The 18,807-nt window shown below is 60.9% G+C and carries 14 protein-coding genes; 8 read left to right on the top strand and 6 right to left on the bottom strand.

All coding sequences use genetic code 11. The features are described 5' to 3' along the window. On the bottom strand, positions 1–211 hold a 211-nt coding region (locus BM413_RS33440), incomplete at its 3' end, for a hypothetical protein (protein WP_210188976.1). A 230-nt stretch (positions 212–441) separates the two neighbouring features. Further along, a complete protein-coding gene (locus BM413_RS25235) occupies positions 442–2,079 on the bottom strand; it encodes a GMC family oxidoreductase (RefSeq protein ID WP_091917616.1) in 1,638 nt (545 codons plus the stop codon). A gap of 549 nt (positions 2,080–2,628) precedes the next feature. Here BM413_RS25235 and BM413_RS25225 point away from each other — a divergent pair. Next, positions 2,629–4,728: an acetate--CoA ligase family protein gene (locus BM413_RS25225; protein WP_091917614.1), complete on the top strand. Its 2,100-nt coding sequence runs from the start codon at positions 2,629–2,631 to the stop codon at positions 4,726–4,728. Between the two features lie 11 nt (positions 4,729–4,739). After that, positions 4,740–5,483 carry an enoyl-CoA hydratase/isomerase family protein gene (locus tag BM413_RS25220; RefSeq protein WP_091917613.1) on the top strand — a complete coding sequence of 248 codons (744 nt, stop codon included), beginning with the start codon at positions 4,740–4,742 and terminating at the stop codon, positions 5,481–5,483. Between the two features lie 225 nt (positions 5,484–5,708). On the opposite strand, the gene BM413_RS25215 is transcribed toward BM413_RS25220, so the two are convergent. After that, on the bottom strand, positions 5,709–7,421 hold the full coding sequence (locus BM413_RS25215) for a flavin-containing monooxygenase (RefSeq protein ID WP_091917612.1): 1,713 nt from the start codon (positions 7,419–7,421) through the stop codon (positions 5,709–5,711). Positions 7,422–7,793: 372 nt separating this feature from the next. Here BM413_RS25215 and BM413_RS25210 point away from each other — a divergent pair, with 372 nt between their 5' ends. Together BM413_RS25210 and BM413_RS25205 are read left to right on the top strand one after the other, a co-directional pair. After that, positions 7,794–8,546, top strand: a complete 753-nt coding sequence (locus BM413_RS25210; protein ID WP_091917611.1) for an IclR family transcriptional regulator — start codon at positions 7,794–7,796, stop codon at positions 8,544–8,546. 218 nt (positions 8,547–8,764) lie between these two features. Beyond that, on the top strand, positions 8,765–10,417 hold the full coding sequence (locus BM413_RS25205) for a thiamine pyrophosphate-binding protein (RefSeq protein WP_091917610.1): 1,653 nt from the start codon (positions 8,765–8,767) through the stop codon (positions 10,415–10,417). A 265-nt stretch (positions 10,418–10,682) separates the two neighbouring features. Here the strand turns inward: BM413_RS25205 and BM413_RS25200 are convergent, their stop codons facing one another. Continuing rightward, on the bottom strand, positions 10,683–11,951 hold the full coding sequence (locus BM413_RS25200; RefSeq protein WP_175544436.1) for an ABC transporter substrate-binding protein: 1,269 nt from the start codon (positions 11,949–11,951) through the stop codon (positions 10,683–10,685). 142 nt (positions 11,952–12,093) lie between these two features. Continuing rightward, positions 12,094–13,350, bottom strand: coding sequence for an ABC transporter substrate-binding protein (locus tag BM413_RS25195; protein ID WP_091917608.1), 1,257 nt, complete (start codon positions 13,348–13,350; stop codon positions 12,094–12,096). A 281-nt stretch (positions 13,351–13,631) separates the two neighbouring features. Between BM413_RS25195 and BM413_RS25190 the strand changes: the two genes are divergently transcribed. Genes BM413_RS25190 through BM413_RS25175 form a run of 4 tightly spaced genes read left to right on the top strand, consistent with a single transcriptional unit; the run spans position 13,632 to position 17,255 of the window. After that, positions 13,632–14,540 carry a carbohydrate ABC transporter permease gene (locus tag BM413_RS25190; RefSeq protein ID WP_175544435.1) on the top strand — a complete coding sequence of 303 codons (909 nt, stop codon included), beginning with the start codon at positions 13,632–13,634 and terminating at the stop codon, positions 14,538–14,540. Further along, positions 14,540–15,364 (top strand): carbohydrate ABC transporter permease, encoded by an 825-nt coding sequence (locus tag BM413_RS25185; RefSeq protein WP_091917606.1) that lies wholly within the window; start codon positions 14,540–14,542, stop codon positions 15,362–15,364. Before BM413_RS25190 ends, BM413_RS25185 begins: the two co-directional genes overlap by 1 nt. A gap of 59 nt (positions 15,365–15,423) precedes the next feature. Beyond that, the gene (gene ugpC / locus BM413_RS25180) at positions 15,424–16,506 is read left to right on the top strand and encodes an ABC transporter ATP-binding protein (RefSeq protein WP_091917605.1); all 1,083 of its coding nucleotides are present in this window, start codon (positions 15,424–15,426) and stop codon (positions 16,504–16,506) included. 38 nt (positions 16,507–16,544) lie between these two features. Further along, a complete protein-coding gene (locus tag BM413_RS25175) occupies positions 16,545–17,255 on the top strand; it encodes a hypothetical protein (RefSeq protein ID WP_091917604.1) in 711 nt (236 codons plus the stop codon). 50 nt (positions 17,256–17,305) lie between these two features. Here the strand turns inward: BM413_RS25175 and BM413_RS25170 are convergent, their stop codons facing one another. Next, positions 17,306–18,784, bottom strand: a complete 1,479-nt coding sequence (locus BM413_RS25170; protein ID WP_091917621.1) for an aldehyde dehydrogenase — start codon at positions 18,782–18,784, stop codon at positions 17,306–17,308. Between the last annotated feature and the right edge of the window lie 23 nt (positions 18,785–18,807).

Raw genomic sequence — 18,807 nt, 5'->3', positions numbered from 1 at the left:
GAGGCCGGACAGATGTCAGCACCCGACTACGCGCAAATACTTTGCCTGAAAAATTCTCTTGCACTTCCGGGGGTGTCCACAGATGTTCAGGGGCCAATACGAGGCCATGCGTCGCGCCGGAAAGCCCGGCAAGGTTGCTCTCGTCGCCATCGCCAGAAAGCTCCTCGTCCTTGCAAACGGACTGGTCAAAGCCAATAAAACCTACGCCCAACGCTCTATCGCCATTGACACTTAAGACAGTCGCCGGTTTTCCGTCCGGAATTGCGCGAAACAATAAGATAGATCATTTCATCGATTCGGAGAAAAGCTGAAGAATTTGGAGCCACGGCTGTGCCATGCAGCGTCCGGGCACGCCGACACCAATCGCGTTGCATCATCGCCGCAACCCTCGCGGTAGTGCCGCGGATGTCGATGTCATCACATCGCCAGGCCGCAAGCGGCTCAAGCGGCAAGAGCGTCCTTCAAGATCATGTCCGAGGCCTTCTCGGCAATCATCACCGTGGGGGCGTTCGTATTGCCGGCGACCAGCCTCGGCATGACCGCGGCATCGACAACGCGAAGCCCCGCCACGCCGACCACCTTGAGTTCGGCATCCACCACGGCATCGGTCCCCTGTCCCATCCGGCACGTCCCGACCGGATGGAGATTTGGATAGCCGAGCTTGCGCAGAAACGCCTCCATCTCGTCATCGCTGTCTATCGAGAGGCCAGGCTGGATCTCCTGCTGGATGAAATGCGTCAGCGCCGGCTGCTGCGAGATCTGCCGCACGAGGCGGATGCCATTGATCATCGCCTGCATGTCGTAATGCGTCGACAGGAAGCGGAAATTGATCGCTGGCGCTGCGAGCGGATCGCGGCTCTTGAGGCGAACGTTGCCACGGCTTTCGGGCTTGAGATGGATGGGGCTGATCGTCAAGCCGGGGAACGGGTGCGGGATCGCGCCGCTGCGCGTTCGCTGGGCAACGCTCCAGGAATTCATGTTGAGCTGCAGGTCCGGCCTCTCGAGCCGTTCATCGCTGCGCATGAACGCACCGGCAAAAATGCCGTTGATGGACAGGGGTCCCTTCTTCAACGCGAGATATTGCAGGCCCGCCGCCAGCTTGCGCGGCCAGCTGCGCGCCAGGTCGTTCAGCGTAATTGGCTGGAGGCATCGGAACATCAGCTGGATGAAGAAGTGATCGTGGAGATTGCCGCCTACACCGGGAAGATTTTGCACGACCGGGATGCCGTGCTCGCAGAGATGATCGGCAGGGCCGATACCCGACAACATAAGGAGCTGTGGCGAGCCGAAGACCCCGCCCGAGACGATCACCTCGCGGCTTGCCCGCGCGACCCTCATCGTGTCACCGACGCGGTATTCGACGCCCGTGGCGCGTCCTGCTTCGAAACTCAGACGCGTCGCATGCGCGCCGGTGACTACGCGCAGATTCGCGCGTCGCCGTACCGGCTTGAGATAGGCCGTAGCGGTGCTCCAGCGGCGACCGAGATGGCTTGTCGTCTGGTAGTAGCCGACACCTTCCTGAACGGCACCGTTGAAGTCCCGATTGCGGGGTAGTCCCGCCTGCACGCCGGCTTCGATGAAGGCATCCGCCATGAGATGCGTCTCGCGATGATCCGAGACCTTCAGGGGACCCCCGGCGCCGTGGAATTCGTCCGCCCCACGCGCCTGATCCTCCGCCTTGCGGAAGTAGGGCAGCACGTCGTCATAGCTCCACCCGGAGCAACCCATCTGTCGCCACTCGTCATAGTCGCGCGCATTGCCGCGTATGTAGACCATGCCGTTGATGGTGCTGGTGCCCCCCAGAACTTTTCCGCGCGGCGTATACGCCGACCGGCCGTTCAATTCGGCGATCGGCTCGCTGTCGAACATCCAGTTGACCCTAGGATTGCTGAACAGGTACGGAAATCCCAGCGGCGTGTGTATCCAAAATCCCTTGTCTTCTCCCCCGGCCTCAAGCAGCAGAACGCGATGCCTGCCGGATTCGCTCAACCGCGCCGCCAAGACGCAGCCGGCCGATCCGGCTCCGGTGACGATGAAGTCATAATCTCCATCGTTGTGAAGCTCTTGACTGGAATTCATGTGCGCCAAGCCTTTCTCAAGAACCGCAAAGTGTCGGGCCGGCCCCGGCAGGAGCGACATCACGACTGAGTTGTATCATAATCTGGAACGTCGTTTCATATTTCTATCGAAGCTGCCGCGTCCTGTCAATCGGCCGGACCTTCGCAACCATGGCACCGCTCGCGCACGACGACGGAGGGCGTTGCAATGCCATCGCCCGGCACGTTCCCGCCTTAATCATGATCCCGCTCCGGCTATGGCCGCGCCGTCCTTGTCGAGTAGCGATTCGAAGGCCGCTGTTGCCGGGCTCCCCAGACGGCCGCGAAGGAAGAGGCGCGTCAATCGTCGCGTGAGGCGCAGGCCGCGCACCTGCAATACAGTGAGTCGGCCGAGCGCGACATGGTCGCTTGCGACCGCCAGAGAGACGATACCGACCCCAAGCCCAGCCCCCAGCCAACCGCACGCCCCCTTTGCGAGGTTGACTTCCTGTCGGCCGCAATGTTAAGGCCGTTACGTACTTTGATACGCCATATCATATAATAGAACATTAACTCAATCCCGGAGACGTTCATGCAAGCCGCGCTCAAGTCAATGATGTCGCCGAGGAGCATTGCAGTGATCGGCGCATCCCAGGGCGTGGATAAATTCGGCGGCAGGGTGGTGCACTATTTGCAAAAGCACGGCTATTCCGGCGCGATCTACCCTATCAACCTGAAGGCCACGGAAATCCGGGGAATCCGTGCCTACCCATCCGTGAAAGACATCGGCGCTGTACCTGATGTCGCCGTCATGGCCGTGCCCGCCAAGGCGCTGCTGGAGCAGATCGAGCATTGCGCCGAAATCGGCGTCAAATCGGTGATCCTCATCACAGGGATGCTGGACGAGGTGGATTCCACGGGTGACAATCTGCAGGATCGGGTGCTGCGCACGGCCGCGGCCGCCGGGATGCGGCTGCTCGGACCCAACTGCCTGGGTCTGGTGAATTTCGTCGACAAGATCGCCATGACACCTTCGCTTGCCATGGAGACCCCCGCCGTCAAGGCCGGTGGCGTCGGTATCGTCAGCCAGAGCGGCGCGCTGATGGGAACGATGATCGCACGTGGCACGGACTTCGGCGTCGGATTCAGCCGCTGCGTTTCGGTCGGCAACCAGTCCGATCTGGAACTCAGCGACTTCTTTGAATACCTCGTTGACGACGATGCGACCAACGCCATCTGCCTCTATGTAGAGGGCCTGAAGGACACCAGACGGTTCTTCGAGATCGCCCGGCGCGCGCATGCCGCCTGCAAGCCGGTTCTGGCCGTCAAGGCGGGCCGCAGCGCAGCCGGCGCCGCGATCGGACAATCGCATACGGGCAGCCTCGCCGGTTCCTATGACGGATTTGTCGCGGCCTGCACAGCCAGCGGGATTGTCGTCGCGGCCGATCCCTACGTCATGACGCTCGCCGCCGACCTCCTCGTCCGCCTCCCGCGCATGCCCGCCAATCCAGGCGGTATCGCCGCGATAAGTTCGTCGGGTGGAAGCACGGCCAACTTCGCCGACCAGATTGTCGACCGTGCGCTGCGGCTCCCCAGCGCGAGCGCCGAAACAAAGCGCAAACTTGAAGAGTGGATGCCGGCGGAAGATGCCCACATCCCCGTTGATACCGGCGCCTTCCGCGGTGGCACGTCGAAGGAAGGCATCGTTAAAGTGCTTGAAGCCATGCTGGCCGACGATGACGTCGCGGCGGTCGTGTATGCCATGACGACCTCGCCCCGCATGAGCGAGTATGCTGCCATGGTGCCCGAGATCGCAGCGCGCATGGGCAAGCCGATCGTGTTTTCGATGCTGGCCGGCGGCATGGGTGCGCCGGTGTGCAAGACGCTGCGCGACCTCGATTACCCCTATACGGAAAACCTCGCCGACACCTTCTCGGCGCTCGAACTGCTGACGAAGGTTGCGCGCGCCATGGCGACGCCGCTTCCCCCGATGCAACTGGAGGGCACGGCGCCGCAACCGCCGCAGGACCTCCCCACAGGGCAGGTGACGGAATCCGAAGCCAAGCGCCTGATCGCAGCCTTCGGCATCCGTCCGGCGGGCGAAATTCGGATCAGGCACGCTTCCGGAATGGCTGGGCTCTCCGGCGTCGCTCTGCCGGCCGTGGTCAAAGGCGTGTCGCGCAACATTCTCCACAAATCCGAAGCCAACATCGTGCGCGTGGGTTTGAAGACCGAAGACGCGGTCCGCGAGGCTGCCGAGGACATTTTTGCCATCCTTGCCGAAAAGGATCCCGAGGGCGCCGAGGGCGTCGTGATCCAGGAGATGGTCGTCGGCGAGGTCGAACTGTTCCTGGGCGCCCGCTTCGATCCCGAGTTCGGGCCACTGGTGGCCGTCGGTTTTGGAGGCATCTTCGTCGAGATCCTGCGTGATGTCGCGATTGCGACCGCGCCCGTCACGCCGGAAGCGGCGAAACGCATGATCATGAGTCTCAAGCTTTGGCCGCTCCTCGACGGCGCGCGCGGTCGCGCGCCGGCCGACGTGGACGCGGCAGCCGAGGCCGTTTCCCGCCTGTCCCGGCTGGCGGATCAACTCGGCGAAAGACTCGTCGAAATCGACATCAACCCACTCATCGTGAAGAAACGGGGCGAAGGCGCTGTGGCGGTTGATGCCGCTGCCGTCATCGCGAAATGACGGAGGCTCAAATGACGACCGATTTCATCAGCTACGAGAGCAGTGGCGGCGTCGCCGTTGTGACGCTCAACCGCAAAGAACGCAAGAACGCCCTCAACCAGGCCATGGTCGATGAGTTGCGTGCGGCGTGGAAGCGTTTTCGCGACAGTGACGACCGCGTTGCGATCGTCACCTCAAGCGACGACAAGTATTTTTGCGTGGGCGCCGACGTCGGCGACATCCCGCCGAACCTTTGGTATGGCGTTCCCGGTATTGGCGTCGACATCGGCAAGCCGCTGATCGCTGCCGTTTCGGGATGGGTGGTTGGCGCAGGCTTCCTGTTTCCCCAGATGGCCGACATCTGCGTGGCCGCCGAAGGAACCAAGTTCATGTATCCGGAAGCCAAGATCGGCGTGACCGGTGGCGTCATTTCGTCGACGGTGGCGCGCATGCCGCACAAGGTCGCGATGGAATTTCTTCTGACGGGTGACACGCTTTCGGGCGAGCGGGCCTACGAAGTTGGTTTCGTGAACCGTATCGTTCAGGTGGGCCAGCAGCTCGCCGAAGCCCGAAAGATTGCCGACAAGATCGCCGAGGGCGCGCCGCTTGTCCTGCAGGTCCTGAAGCGGCTGACCGACGACACCCTGCCGAGGAGCCCCCTCGACAACATGTCGGAAACGCGCAGACTGCTTGAAATCGTCCAGCTCAGCGAAGACCGCAAGGAAGGCGTGCTGTCGTTCAAGGAAAAGCGCAAGCCGCAGTTCAAGGGCCGCTGACAGCGCCGGACCTGAGCTACCCGGATATGGACAAGGGGCGGAGCCGCCATGGCTGCGCCCCTTTCGCATTTGTAGCCGAGTCCGACCGGGGTGGTTTGGCTCGCTTCCTTCGGGCAGCAGGGGCGACGCTTTCCGGAAGGCTGCGTCATCTACGATATGTGGCGCACCTACGCCAAAAAAAATGGCCCGGCGCAAAGCGCCGAGCCCTTTCTGTGCGACCGACTGTCAGCCAGCCATTGCCTTGCGTGCCGGCTCTTCGAACGGTGCAGTGTCCTGACGTCCGGATTCTGTGCCGCTAGCTGCCGGCCTCTCGATGAGGTTGAAGTCCTTGGCATAGCCCTCACGAACCACCTGCTCGGCCCGCTGGCGATAGGCTGGGCCACCCCCGCGGTAGAAGGGATAGGTGCGCTTGCTCTTGCCGGAAACGTTGGTGTTCACGCCTGTGAACCAGGAATCGACTTTCGCGGAGAGGAATTTCTGGGCGCCCTCGGATGAGAACGTCGTCCACTCCTGTTCGGACTGCGCCTTGGCATCCACGGCGTCGATGCCATTGTCTTCCATGAACTTGATCAGGCCGGCGATCCAGTCGACGCCGTATTCGAGGCCGCGCGGAATGTTGCCGAGCCAGGACATCGGTCCGCCCGGCATGAAGAAGTTCGGGAAGCCGCTCGCCGTGAGGCCCAGGAACGTCTCCGCACCATCCGCCCACTTGTCCTTCAGCGTCTTGCCGCCAACGCCTTCGACATGGATCTTGTCAAAGCTGCCGGTCAACGCGTCGAAGCCGGTGGCGTAGATGATCATGTCGAGTTCGAAGAAACCATCCGACGTCTCGATCCCGGTCGGCATGACGCGCACGATCGGAGTCTCGGTGAGATCGACGAGGTGCACAGTCGGCCGGTTGAACAGCTCGTAGTAATTGGTCTCCAGAGGCACCCGACGGGTGCCGAATCCATGGTTCTTCGGGATCAGACGTTCCGCGACCTTCGGATCCTTGACGCGCTGGCGGATCTTGCCGGCGACGAACTCGCTGACGAGACGGTTGGCTTCTTCGTTGACGAAACAATCGTGGAAGTTGCCGAGCCACATGCCAAGGCCGGGCTGGTTGTATAGCTTTTCCCAGAAGGCTTCCCGTTCCTCCGGCGACAGGTCGAAGGCAGAGCGCGGGTCGATGTTGTGAATGAACCCGCCCATCGTCTCAAAGCAGCGGCGATAGATGCGGGGATAATCGTCGATGATGCGCTGCTGTTCCTCGCTCGCGATCTTCGAATTGCCTAGCGGCACGCAGTAGTTTGCGGTGCGCTGGAAGACTGTCAGTTGCTTTGCCGTCTTGGAGACTTCCTGGATGGTCTGGACGCCCGAAGCGCCCGTTCCGATCACCGCCACCCGCTTGCCCTCGAAATCAACAGGCTCCTTGGGCCAGCGTGCAGTGTGGTACGCCTCGCCTGCAAAAGAACTGACTCCTTCATAGGCAGGCAGTGTGGGATGCGTGAGAGGACCGACGGCCGCCACGACGTAATGGCAGCTGAGTTCCTTGCCGTCCTGGAGCGTCAGCACCCAGCTGCAGCAGTCCTCGCGATACCGGGCGGAAACGACGGTGCTCGAAAAGCTGATGTCACGACGCAGGTCGAACTTGTCTGCGACGAAGTTGAAGTATTGTTCCGTCTCGGGCTGGGCAGCGAAATGCTCGCTCCATTTCCAGTCGCGCAGAAGCTCATGGGAAAAGAAGTAAGCGTAGGAATAGCTTTCCGAATCGAAACGCGCGCCGGGATAACGGTTCCAGTACCAAACGCCGCCCACGCCCGTTCCAGATTCGAGCAGGCGAACCTTGAGGCCAAGCTCGCGCAGCCTGTGGAGCTGATAAAGGCCCGCCGAACCGGCGCCGATGACAATGGCGTCGAAATCGCAATCGCCATGCTTTGTTTTGACTTCGCTATACACGTACTTCTCCCTGGAATCGCGGTCGCCGGCCGGCGGCGGGGGCACCCGATCCGCCGGGCACGCCGACGGAACTCCGCCGTTCCAATTCGGCTGGAGCGGGTCGACCAGGCCGGCCGATCAGCGTTCCGATTTATAGAACGGCGTATCAGAATATAAAGCGCAGGCAACGTGAAGTCAACGCATTGTTGGTCCGTTGCCGCCACCCGCGGATACGTCCGGACAATCGCGGAAACCGGCAGCGACCGGCGCGAAACCCGGCCTTGCTGCTGCCCGCCGCACTGGCCGCTCCGGCCACGCCTCGTTGCAAGCGCTTGACGCTCCGTGAGCGTACTGATAATTGGAACGTAGTGTCAGATATTGGTATTCGAGGAAATGGATAAAACGCTCCTCAAAGGATTGACCCTGATTGAAACGCTGGCTCACAGCGATGAGTCGCGCGGGGTCTCCAGTCTAGCCCGAGAATTGCAGCTATCAAAGAGTAATGTCCATCGCATTCTCTTGACGCTGCAGTCCCGAAACTACGTTCGTCGCGTGGACTTGAACAGCACCTACGAGCTGACCCAAAAAATCTGGGAACTCGGCTCTCTCGTGCGCGGGCGCCTGAGCCTCCTCAAGGTAAGCGGGCCCTTCATTCAGCGGCTCAGCGCCGAAACACAGGAGTCCGTGCATCTTTCGATCCGGGACGGCAGCGAAGTCGTCTATATCGACAAGGTCGAAGGCACCCAGCCGATCGCGGCGTACACCAGGATCGGCGGCCGCGCGCCGCTATACTGTGTCGCTACCGGCAAAGCGATGCTCGCGAACCTGAACGATGAGACGCTCGAGACGTTGGTTCCGACGTTGACCGCCTACACGGAGCACACGATCCTCGATTATGCCGGTCTTCGCGAAGAACTGGCGCGCGTGCGAGAGGCCGGCTTCGCGGTCAATCGCGGCGAATGGCGCGCCGATGTGTTCGGCGTCGCGGCACCGGTGTTCGATGGCAGCGGCAAGGTGGCGGGGGCGGTTGGGATATCCGGCCCCTCCTCCCGCTACAAGGCTCGCCAAATCAAGATGTTTGCCGCGCACGTCCAGGTAGCTGCCAAGGACATCTCTGACGTCATGGGTTACCGCGGCGCGCGGTAATCCAGCCGTAGCGCGCCGCTAGCCCCAACCCTGCCACTGCGACCAGACCTTCACGCCCCTGGCACATTGACATCATCCCATGCTTTGTATTGTTATACGGCACACCGTTCCATATTTTGGACCGACGTGAAGTAGAAAATCAAAGTGCCGGCGATGAAAGCCTGCGCCAACGGCTTCACGCCGCCCGGCGCCAAGGCACGCCGCAAAGGGGGAAGACCATGCCCGCGATCACTACCAGCCAGATGAAAGGCCACGAGGCCGTCGCCCACGCGTTGAGGGATCTCGGAGTTGAGGTTCTGTTCGGTCTCATCGGAGACGCGAACCTCTATGCCGTCGATTGTTATGCAGGCAGGCTCGGCGGCCGGTTCGTGGCGGTTGCGAATGAGGCGACGAGCGTTGCGGCCGCGCTCGGCTATGCGCAAGTATCAGGCAAGGTCGGCGTCGCCAGCGTCACTCACGGACCGGCTCTCACCAACACGCTGACGGCCTTGATCGAAGGCGTCAAGACCACGGTTCCCATGGTGCTGATTGCCGGCGACACGGCGGTCGACGAACGAGACCATCTCCAGAAGATCAACCAGCGTGAATTCATCATGGCGACCGGGGCAGGCTTCGAACTGGCGCGCGCGCCCTCGACCCTGGTCGAAGACATGGCGCGCGCCTTCCGCCGCGCCGCTCTTGAGTACCGGCCGATCGTCTTCAACATACCGGTCGAATGGCAGTGGAAGGACGTCGAATACCGCAAGCCGGTCGTTTACCTGCCGGAGAACCGGGCGCTAGTTCCCTCCAGCGAGGAGCTGGACAATGCGATCGGCATCATCGCGGCGGCGAAGCGACCGCTGGTGCTGGGCGGTCGCGGAGCAATGGCGCCAGAGGCGGAGGACGCGATGGTGCGGCTGGCGGCGCGCGTCGAGGCACCGCTGGCGACGACGCTGCGCGCCAGCGGCCTGTTTGCGGACGATCCTTTCAATCTGGGCGTCTGCGGAACGATGGCGACCGAGGCGGGCCTAGAAATCATCCTCTCGGCCGACTGCATCATCGCCTTCGGAGCGAGCCTCAACAAGTTCACGGTCGCTAAGGGAACGATTCTTGAAGGCAAGCGTGTGATCCAGGTGAACCTAGAGCGGGGAGAGGTCGGCAAGCATTATCTGCCCGAGGCGGGCCTGGTCGGCGATCCTGCGCTGACCGCTGATGCCATCACCCGGTGGCTTGACGAGGCCGAGATCCAGCCGTCGGGGTTCCGCGATGACGAGATGAAGCGCAAGGTGGCTGCGGCGCAGCCGTTGCCGCGGCCATACGGCAAACCGCAGCCAGGCACCGTTGATATTGTGACCGCGCTTGCGCGGCTCGATGCAGCGATCCCGGCAGACCGTGTCTTAGCCACCGATGTCGGCCGTTTCACCTGCATTGGCTGGGGCGCATTCAAGGTGCGTCGGCCGCGCTCCTTCGTCTACGGGCTCGGCTACGGCGCCATCGGCCTTGGCCTCGGGGAGGCGATCGGGGCGGCGGAAGCCGCTGAGGGTCGGCCAACTGTTCTCGTCACCGGCGACGGCGGCTTCATGCTGGGCGGCCTGACGGAGTTTAACACTGCCGTGAAGGCAAGGTCAGACCTGATCGTGATTGTCTGCAATGATGGGGGCTACGGCGCCGAACACGTCCAGTTCACCGCAAAGGACATGGATCCGTCATTGTCCATCCTGGACTGGCCGGACCTTGCCCCTGTTGCGGCCGCCCTGGGCGGGCAGGCGATGACGGTGCGCAGCCCGGAAGACCTCGAAGCCGCAGCGAAAGCCGTCGCCGAACGCGATCGGAAGCAGCCAATCCTGATTGACATCAAGCTCGATCCGCACTGCATTCCGATCCTCTATTGATCGAGGGCACCGGACTCGGCTCCACCACGGAGCCGCGCGTAGCGCGGCTGGCAACGCGCGCCGACGGGATCCGCAGGTGCGCAATTTTCTTGAACATCGTCACCTCAGCATAAATGAGTTGTTGGACGACCGCTCATTCTGCAAAAATGTCGGCTGCCATCCAGCCCATGGGATCTTTAATGTTCAGGGGCCACCATCGTACCGGGCAATAAAAAGGGCCTCCGAAAAATCGGGGGCCCTTTGGAAGGCGGTTGCTGGAAAGCGATCAGGCTTTGATAAAGCCTTGGTCGACCAGGTACTTGTTGCCTTCCGCGGCAGCAAGATCCATGGCTTCCTTGGCCTGCAGTTCGTCCGTCATCACCTGCACGATACGACGCGTGACGATCTCGGCCACCGGCGAGAAGTGCGGCATCGCCGGATAGTATGCACCATACTTGGCAGCACCGTTCGCGGCGATCAGGTAAGGATGCTTAATGGAGAGCTCCTCATCGTTCAAGATGGAAACGCGCGGCGGCACGTTGTTCTTGATGTTCTCGCGTGCAGCCTTCTCCGAAGCAGTCTGCAGCATTACCCGGAACAGGACGTCCGGATCCTGCTTGCTGAACTTGGAGATCGCATAACCGGTCGCGCTGAGACGCTGCTTGCCCTGGGCCGGAGCGGCATAGCTGATCTTGCCCACGACGCGCGACTTCTTGGGGTCTTCCATGTTGCTGGCCCGCGTAACCCACATGTGGCCCATCGCCGCCAAGCCCTGCGCCAATGCAAGAGCACCTTCCTCGCCCGAAGCGGTGGTAAAGCCACGCTGTGCAACACCGGCCATCTCGCGCATGAACTCGACGGCCTTGATGCCCCTTTCGGTGTTCACCGCGAGCTTCCAGTCGTCGTGGAACCAGCCATCGCCGACATTGTTGAAATAGTAGGTCGCGCCCGTGGCACACTGGTCGCCCGCACGGAACAGAAGCACGGTTCCGGCCATATCGTCGGACTTGAGCGACTTCGCGTGCGCCTTGAAGTCCTCGATGTTGTCCTCGGGCTTGAGGCCCTTCTCTTCATAGATGTCCTTGCGGTACATCTGAATGTGCGAGTTGAACTCGTTCGGCAGCTGATAGAGGTGGCCGTCGACGGTCGAGCCCTTGATAAAGTTCGGCTCGATGTCGCCGAGATTGTATTCGTCCCTGTATTTCTCCCACAATTCTTCGAGCGGAATGATCCAGCCGTTCCTGGCATAGCGGATCGCCTGCGTGTCATTACAGGGGATAATGTCGAAGGTCGAGGAACCGGACGACAGGTTGATGTTCAGCAGTTCAAGGATTTTGTCGTTCGGCATCAGCTGTACGTTGACCTCGACGCCTGGAACCGACTTCATCTGCTCTGCGAAGTATTCCTGTGCGGGGTAGCGGTTGAGAATGGCCTGAATCGGCGTCGCCGCGTTGACGGTACGCGAGCTCAGTCCGATTGCCGGAGCGGCCAATGCCGCCGCCGCGCCGGCGCCGGCAGTCTTGAGGAATGCCCGGCGACTAAAGTGTGTGGTCATCTGTTCACCTCCCATTGTATCGTTCTAAAATATAGAACGATACTCCATATATCATAACGCAGTCGGATTTATATCGTCAACGTGCCGCCTGCGCAACCTATGTCGGGCCGCGCGCACGGCCCGACATACGCGCGCGCTGCATTCAGGCCTTCAGAAACCCGTTATCCAACAGATACTTGTTCCCTTCAGCCGCCGCGAGGTCCATGGCCTCGCGGGTCTGCACTTCTCCCGAAAGCACCTGAAGGATGCGTCGGGTAACGATCTCGGAGAGGGGTCCGTAATACGGCATCGAAGGGAAGTACTTGCCGCTCCGGGCCGCATCCGTAGCGGCGACCAGGTACGGATACTTCTTCAGGAGTTCCTGGTCCCCCAGGACGGACACACGGGTCGGCACGTTGTTGGCGATATTGCCACGCAGCGATTTCTCCTTAAGCGTCTCCAGCATGACGCGGAACAGAGTGTCCGGGTCCTGCTTGCTGAACTTGGAGATGGCATAGCCAGAAACGCTGAGACGCTGCCCACCCTGGGCAGGGGCCACGTAACCGATCTTGCCAACCACGCGGGACTTCTTGGGGTCCTCCATGGTGCTGGCGCGGGAAAGCCACATGTGGCCCATCGCGGCAAAGCCTTGATGAAGGGCCAGCGAGCCCTCCGCTCCGCCGGCGGTCGTATAGCCGCGCTGGGCTAGCCCACCCATGTCGCGCAGGAAATCGATGGCCGAGATGCCCCTGTCGGAGTTAACCGCCAGTCTCCAGTCGTTGTGGAACCAGCCGTCGCCGATGTTGTTCAAATAATAGGTCGCATGCGTGGCGCACTGGTCGCCCATCTGGCACATGAGGACGGTACCGGCGATCGCATCCGTCTTGAGCTTCTCGGCGTTGTGACGGAATTCTTCGACGGTCGCCTCGACCTTCAGGCCCTTCTCCTGGTAGAGATCCTTCCGAAACATGGTGATGTGCGAGTTGAACTCGTTCGGCAGCTGGTAGAGCGTTCCGTCGACCTTCGAGCCCGCCAGGAAGCTGTCGTCGATGTCGGCGAGATTGTACTCGTCCTTGTACTTTTCCCACAGATCGTCGAGCGGCCGCAGCCAGCCGTTACGCGCGTAGCGCAGCACGTGCATGTCATTGGTGAGGACTAAGTCGAACATGTCCGAGCCGGACGCCAGGTTGATGTTGAGCAGCTCCATCGCCTTACTTGCCGGCATCAGTTGGACGTTCACGTCCACGCCGGGAACCTCCTTCATCACCTGCGCGAAATATTCCGCCGCTGGATATTGATAGAGCAGCGCCTGGATCGGCGTTGCAGCGTTGACGGTCCGAGCTGCAAGCGCGACGGCGGGCGCAGCCAGCGCAACGCTCCCTGCCCGCTTGATGAATTCACGACGATTGATGCCGGTCAAAGCCAAATCCTCCCATTGATATCGACGTTCTAAATAACAGAACGACGGTATATATATCGTAACACACGCCGTCCTCGCGTCAACGGGGCCACTCGTCCCGAAGGTCAGAGGACGTCATCTGACGATTGACAGCCCAAGGTTCGGGCTTCTATTATTCGAAACGATGTTCTATTAAATGGAGTGGCCTCGATGGCGAATGCATACCGAGCGGTGCCGTGCGGAGTGCCCGAATGACGATGTTGGATCAGGCGGCGCCGGCCGCGGGAGGAGGCGCATACGCGATGGCTGCCACGACGACAGCTTCCGATGAAAAGGCCAACGACGCAGCATTGCACAACGATTCCATGTGGTTCCTACTGCCCAGTGCGCTCATCCTGGGCGGCGTGATGGTCGCGCCGCTGCTCTACGCGATCTATCTGAGCCTGTTCAACTATTTCATCGGGCAAGAGAAAACGTTCATCTGGTTCGCCAATTACGCGAACCTGTTGGTCGACGGCCGTTTCTGGGGTTCGCTCGCCAAGACGCTCTACATCGTGTTCACTGCAGTCGCTCTGGAGTTCTGCACCGGACTGCTGATCGCCTATGGCCTTTACAATCTCACAGTGGGCGCACGCTTCTTCAACGTCTTCATGATGCTGCCGAACATCATCACGCCGGTCGTCTCCGGCGTCTTCCTTCGGTGGGTGTTCGTGCCCGACTGGGGACTGATCGACGTCATGCTCAACACGTTCGGCATGAACGGTCCGGATTTTCTCAGCAGCCCGTTCTGGGCACGCATCACGATCATCCTGGCCGACATGTGGCAGTTCACGCCCTTCATGGTGCTGGTTCTTTTCGCCGGGCTCAACACTGTTGACCGCAGCCAGATAGAGGCCGCGCAGATCGACGGCATCGGACCCTTCCGCATGCTCACAAAGATCATGGTTCCCAACATCCGGCCGCTGATCGTGTTCGTGCTCGCGATTCGGCTCATGGATTCGTTCCGCTTCTTCGATCAGATCTTCATCCTGACGGCGGGCGGGCCTGGCACCGCCACCGAAACGCTGACCATGTATACATACGCGCTCGGCTTCAACCTCTTGAGCATCGGCGCTGCATCTGCGCTCGGCGTGCTGACGCTGCTGATCGAACTTGCAGTCGTGCTGCTCATGATCCGCCTGGTCTACCGCAAGGAAAAGGGAGCATTCTGATGCAATCGTTCAGCTGGAAGCAGCCCATCCTTGCGCTAGTCTTGATCGTCTTCACGACCGTCAACCTCTTGCCGATCGCTTGGGCCGTAATCATCTCGATCAAGGATCCCGTCGATGCCTTCATGCCGACGCTATCCTTCGATTTCACGCCGACGCTGGAGTATCATTGGCGCGTCTGGACCGAGGGCGATTTCGTCAGGTTCTTCTTCAACAGCATCTTCGTTTCGGTGGCGACGGTCGTGATCTCGGTCAGCTTCGGGACGATGGCGGCCTATCAGCTGACCCGCATGCCTGCCGGCCGCGCCCGCGTCATCCTGCTGTCCATCCTCGGCATGAGGATGTTCCCGCACATCCTCCTGGCGCTGCCCTTCTTCGTGATTGCGCAGACTTTCGACCTGATCGACACCTACTTCCTTCTCATCCTGGCATTCGTCGCCATCAACCAGCCCTTCACCATCTGGTTCATGCGCAGCTTCTTCGCGGACGTGCCCAAGGAGATCTACGAAGCCGCCGCGATCGACGGCTGCAATGCCTGGCAGACCTTTTACCGCGTCGCCTTGCCGATCGTACGCCCCGGACTTTGGGTAACGTCGCTCTTCTCGTTGCTGCTCGCCTACAATGAGTTCCTTTTCGCGCGGGTACTTACGGGAACGCAAACCAGAACGTTGCCGGTCGCAATTTCGGCCTATGGCTCCGAGGACGTCAGCTACTGGTCGATGGCTGCCGCAGCGGCAATCGGCATCACGCTGCCCATTATCCTGTTCATGGTGCTGCTGCAACGTCATCTGGTCCGCGGCATCGCGCTTGGAGCCGTCAAGGGTTGAATTCACAAGGTGCGGGCGCTTTCGGCGGCGCCCGTCCTTCACACAATCGGGAGATCACAATGTCTGGCGTCACCATTCGGAATCTGAAGAAGTTTTACGGTACGATTGAGGTCCTGCACGGGATCTCGGTGGACATCCAGGACGGCGAATTCGTCGTGCTCGTTGGCCCTTCTGGCTGCGGCAAATCCACGTTGCTACGCATGATTGCGGGCCTCGAAGGCGTCAGCGCCGGTGATATCGCCATCGGCTCGCGGGTCGTCAACCACGTCGCGCCGAAAAACCGCGACATCGCCATGGTTTTTCAGAACTACGCCCTATACCCTCATATGACCGTTGCCGAAAACATGGGTTTCGCACTCACCATGAGCGCCACGGACAAGATGAAGGTCGCCGAGCGCGTCAAGGCAGCGGCTGATATTCTCGATCTTTCCAGCCTTTTGGGGCGATATCCGAAGGAACTGTCCGGCGGCCAGCGGCAGCGCGTTGCTATGGGACGCGCGATCGTTCGCAACCCGCAGGTCTTTCTCTTCGACGAGCCACTGTCCAACCTCGACGCCAAGCTGCGCGTCGCCATGCGCACCGAGATCAAGGCGCTGCATCAGCGCCTCAAGACGACGACCGTCTACGTCACTCACGACCAGGTCGAAGCGATGACTATGGCCGACAAGATCGTCGTCATGAATAAGGGACACATCGAGCAAGTTGGAACGCCACTTGAGCTCTACGACACGCCGGTGAACGCCTTCGTCGCAGGTTTCATCGGCTCGCCCGCCATCAACCTAATCAATGGTCGGGTCGAAGGGGACACATTCGTAAGCACCAAGGGGCTGCGTTTGCCATTCACCGCTGATCGGATTGGCGGCGGAATCTCACACGCGGTGATGTCGGGAGTGCGTCCGGAGCACCTCGTCCCGTCGAACGAGGGCTTTCCCGTCAGGGTCGAACTTGTCGAACCGATGGGATCAGAGACCCAGGTCATGGTTAGCTCGGAAAATGGCGAGCGACTGACCTGCCTATTCCGCGATCGCGTGGCGGCCAAGCCGGGCGAGACGATGCGGATCACAACCGCTCCCGAAGCTATCCATTGGTTTGACGCGAGCAGCGGCGCAAGGCTCATCAAAACTGCGGCCTGCCACGCCTGAGATTAGCGCCTTGGATCCATGTACGCCCCGCAGGATAGTTGAAATTCGGTTGCGTCGCCGCTTCATCGTTGCGACGGAAAGACGTCAGCTCAGGCAGCAAGCCTGCTTCGCCCAGGCTATTTCAAACTGCACTCTCTTTGCGCGCTTATTGCAGGAACCTGTCTCATGAAAATTGTCGGGACGACAAAGCTGTTCGGCCTGATTGCGGATCCCGTCGGCTACATTGTGGGTTCGCACTATATCAAGAATTCGCGTCGCTCCATGCCGATGCCGTGGCGTTCCCCGTCCAGGTGGCTTCCGACGACCTCCCCCGTTTTGTCGATGTGTTCCGTCGCTCGTCCAGTTTCCACGGCCTGATCGTGACACTACCCCACAAGCAGGCCATAACGAAACTGATTGATGTGATGACGGTGCAGGCACGCGAAGTCGGCGCAGTCAACGCGGTTCGCAAGCTCGCGGACGGTCGTCTTGAAGGGACGCAGCTCGATGGGGAGGGGATGGTCGCCGGTCTTGAGCTGGCAGGGCATACGGTCCCGACTCGTCGCGTCTATTTGGCGGGCGCCGGCGGAGCGGCGGCTGGCATCGCGTTCGCGCTGGCGCGCCATGGTGTCGCCTGTATTACTATTAGCAACCGCACTACGGACCGCGCGACCGCCCTTGCGCAGAGGGTCGCGGCTGCCTATCCGGATACGATGGTTGCGGTAGGCAACAGCGTCGAAGGCCACGATCTCGTAACGGAGGAGCAATAGCAGGATGCCTCATCAATTGACTACACCACAGCAATTGAGCCTGGCGCGGGTCAGCGCATCACGAAGGGATTGGGCACGTCCTTGTTGAAGGCGAGCCAGACACTTTTGGTTTCTAGGAAGTCATGGATGGCTTCCTGGCCACTTTCGCGGCCCATGCCGGAATTCTTGAAGCCGCCAAAGGGCATCATATAGCTGACGGCGCGATAAGTATTGGTCCACACCGTACCGGCCCTTAGACGCTTTGCGGCGGTAAATGCTCTGGCCATATCCGAAGTCCAGACGCCGGCAGCCAGACCGTAGGCTGTATCGTTGGCGATGCTGTAGGCTTCCTCGTCGTCACTGAACTTGATGACCGAAAGTACAGGCCCGAACACCTCTTCCTGCGCAATGCGCATGTCGTTGCGGACGCCGGCAAACACGGTCGGTTCGATGAACCAGCCGTCACCGCATTCGAGTCGATCGGCCGGCTGACCGCCCATAACCGCTTGGGCGCCTTCGTTCCGCGCCATTTCGATCATCGATAGGACACGCTTGTATTGCGGCTGGGTTGTCACTGGACCGACCTGTGTGGCCATGTCCATCGGGTCGCCCATGCGGGCGGTCTTGGCGAGTTCAACGAACTTTTCGAGGAACTGATCGTGGATGCTCTCGTGCACGAGCAGCCGCGAGCCGGCAATGCAGGTCTGGCCGGTGGCGGCAAAGATGCCGGACACCACGCCCTTGACCGCATTGTCGATATTGGCGTCCGGGAAGACCAACTGTGCTGATTTACCGCCGAGTTCCAGTGTCAACCGCTTGAACGTGCCGGACGCCTGCTGGGCAATGCGCCGTCCCGAAGCCTCACCGCCGGTAAAGGCGATTTTGTCAATGCCGGAATGGGTCGAGATCGCTTCGCCGACATCCGCCCCGAAGCCGGTGACGACATTGACCACGCCCTTCGAAAACCCAGCCTCATCGATCAGCCGCATCAGTTCGAGCGTCGAGGCCGAGGTGAATTCCGACGGCTTGATGACCATCGTGCAACCCGCCGCCAGCGCCGGTGCCAGCTTCCAGGTCAGCAGCAACAATGGCGAATTCCACGGCGTGATGGCCGCGACGACGCCAACAGGCTCATGACGCGTGTAGGTGAACATATCCGGCTTGTCGATCGGCATGACAGCGCCCTCGACCTTGTCGGCGAGCCCGCCAAAATAATAGAACCATTGCGGGATATAGCCGACTTGGCCGCGCATCTCAGCGTAGAGTTTGCCGTTGTCCTGGACTTCAGTCGACGCGAGATGATCCGCATCGCGCAGGATCAGGTCCCCGAGTTTGCGCAGCAAATGGCCGCGCTGGGTGGCATTGAGCTTCGACCACTCGCCGGTGTCGAAGGCACGGCGTGCGGCGTCCACGGCGAGATCAACGTCGCGTGCATCGCATTTTGGGATACGGGCCCAGACTTTTGCGGTGAACGGATCGGTCGACTCAAACGTCTCGCCGGATTGCGCATTGACCCATGCGCCGTTGATGAAGCAGCGGAAATCCTTGATACCTTCGGCTCTCGCCATGACAT

Source organism: Mesorhizobium sp. YR577 (assembly GCF_900116595.1).
Taxonomy (GTDB): domain Bacteria; phylum Pseudomonadota; class Alphaproteobacteria; order Rhizobiales; family Rhizobiaceae; genus Mesorhizobium_M.
This window is presented reverse-complemented; position numbering and strand designations above follow the sequence as displayed.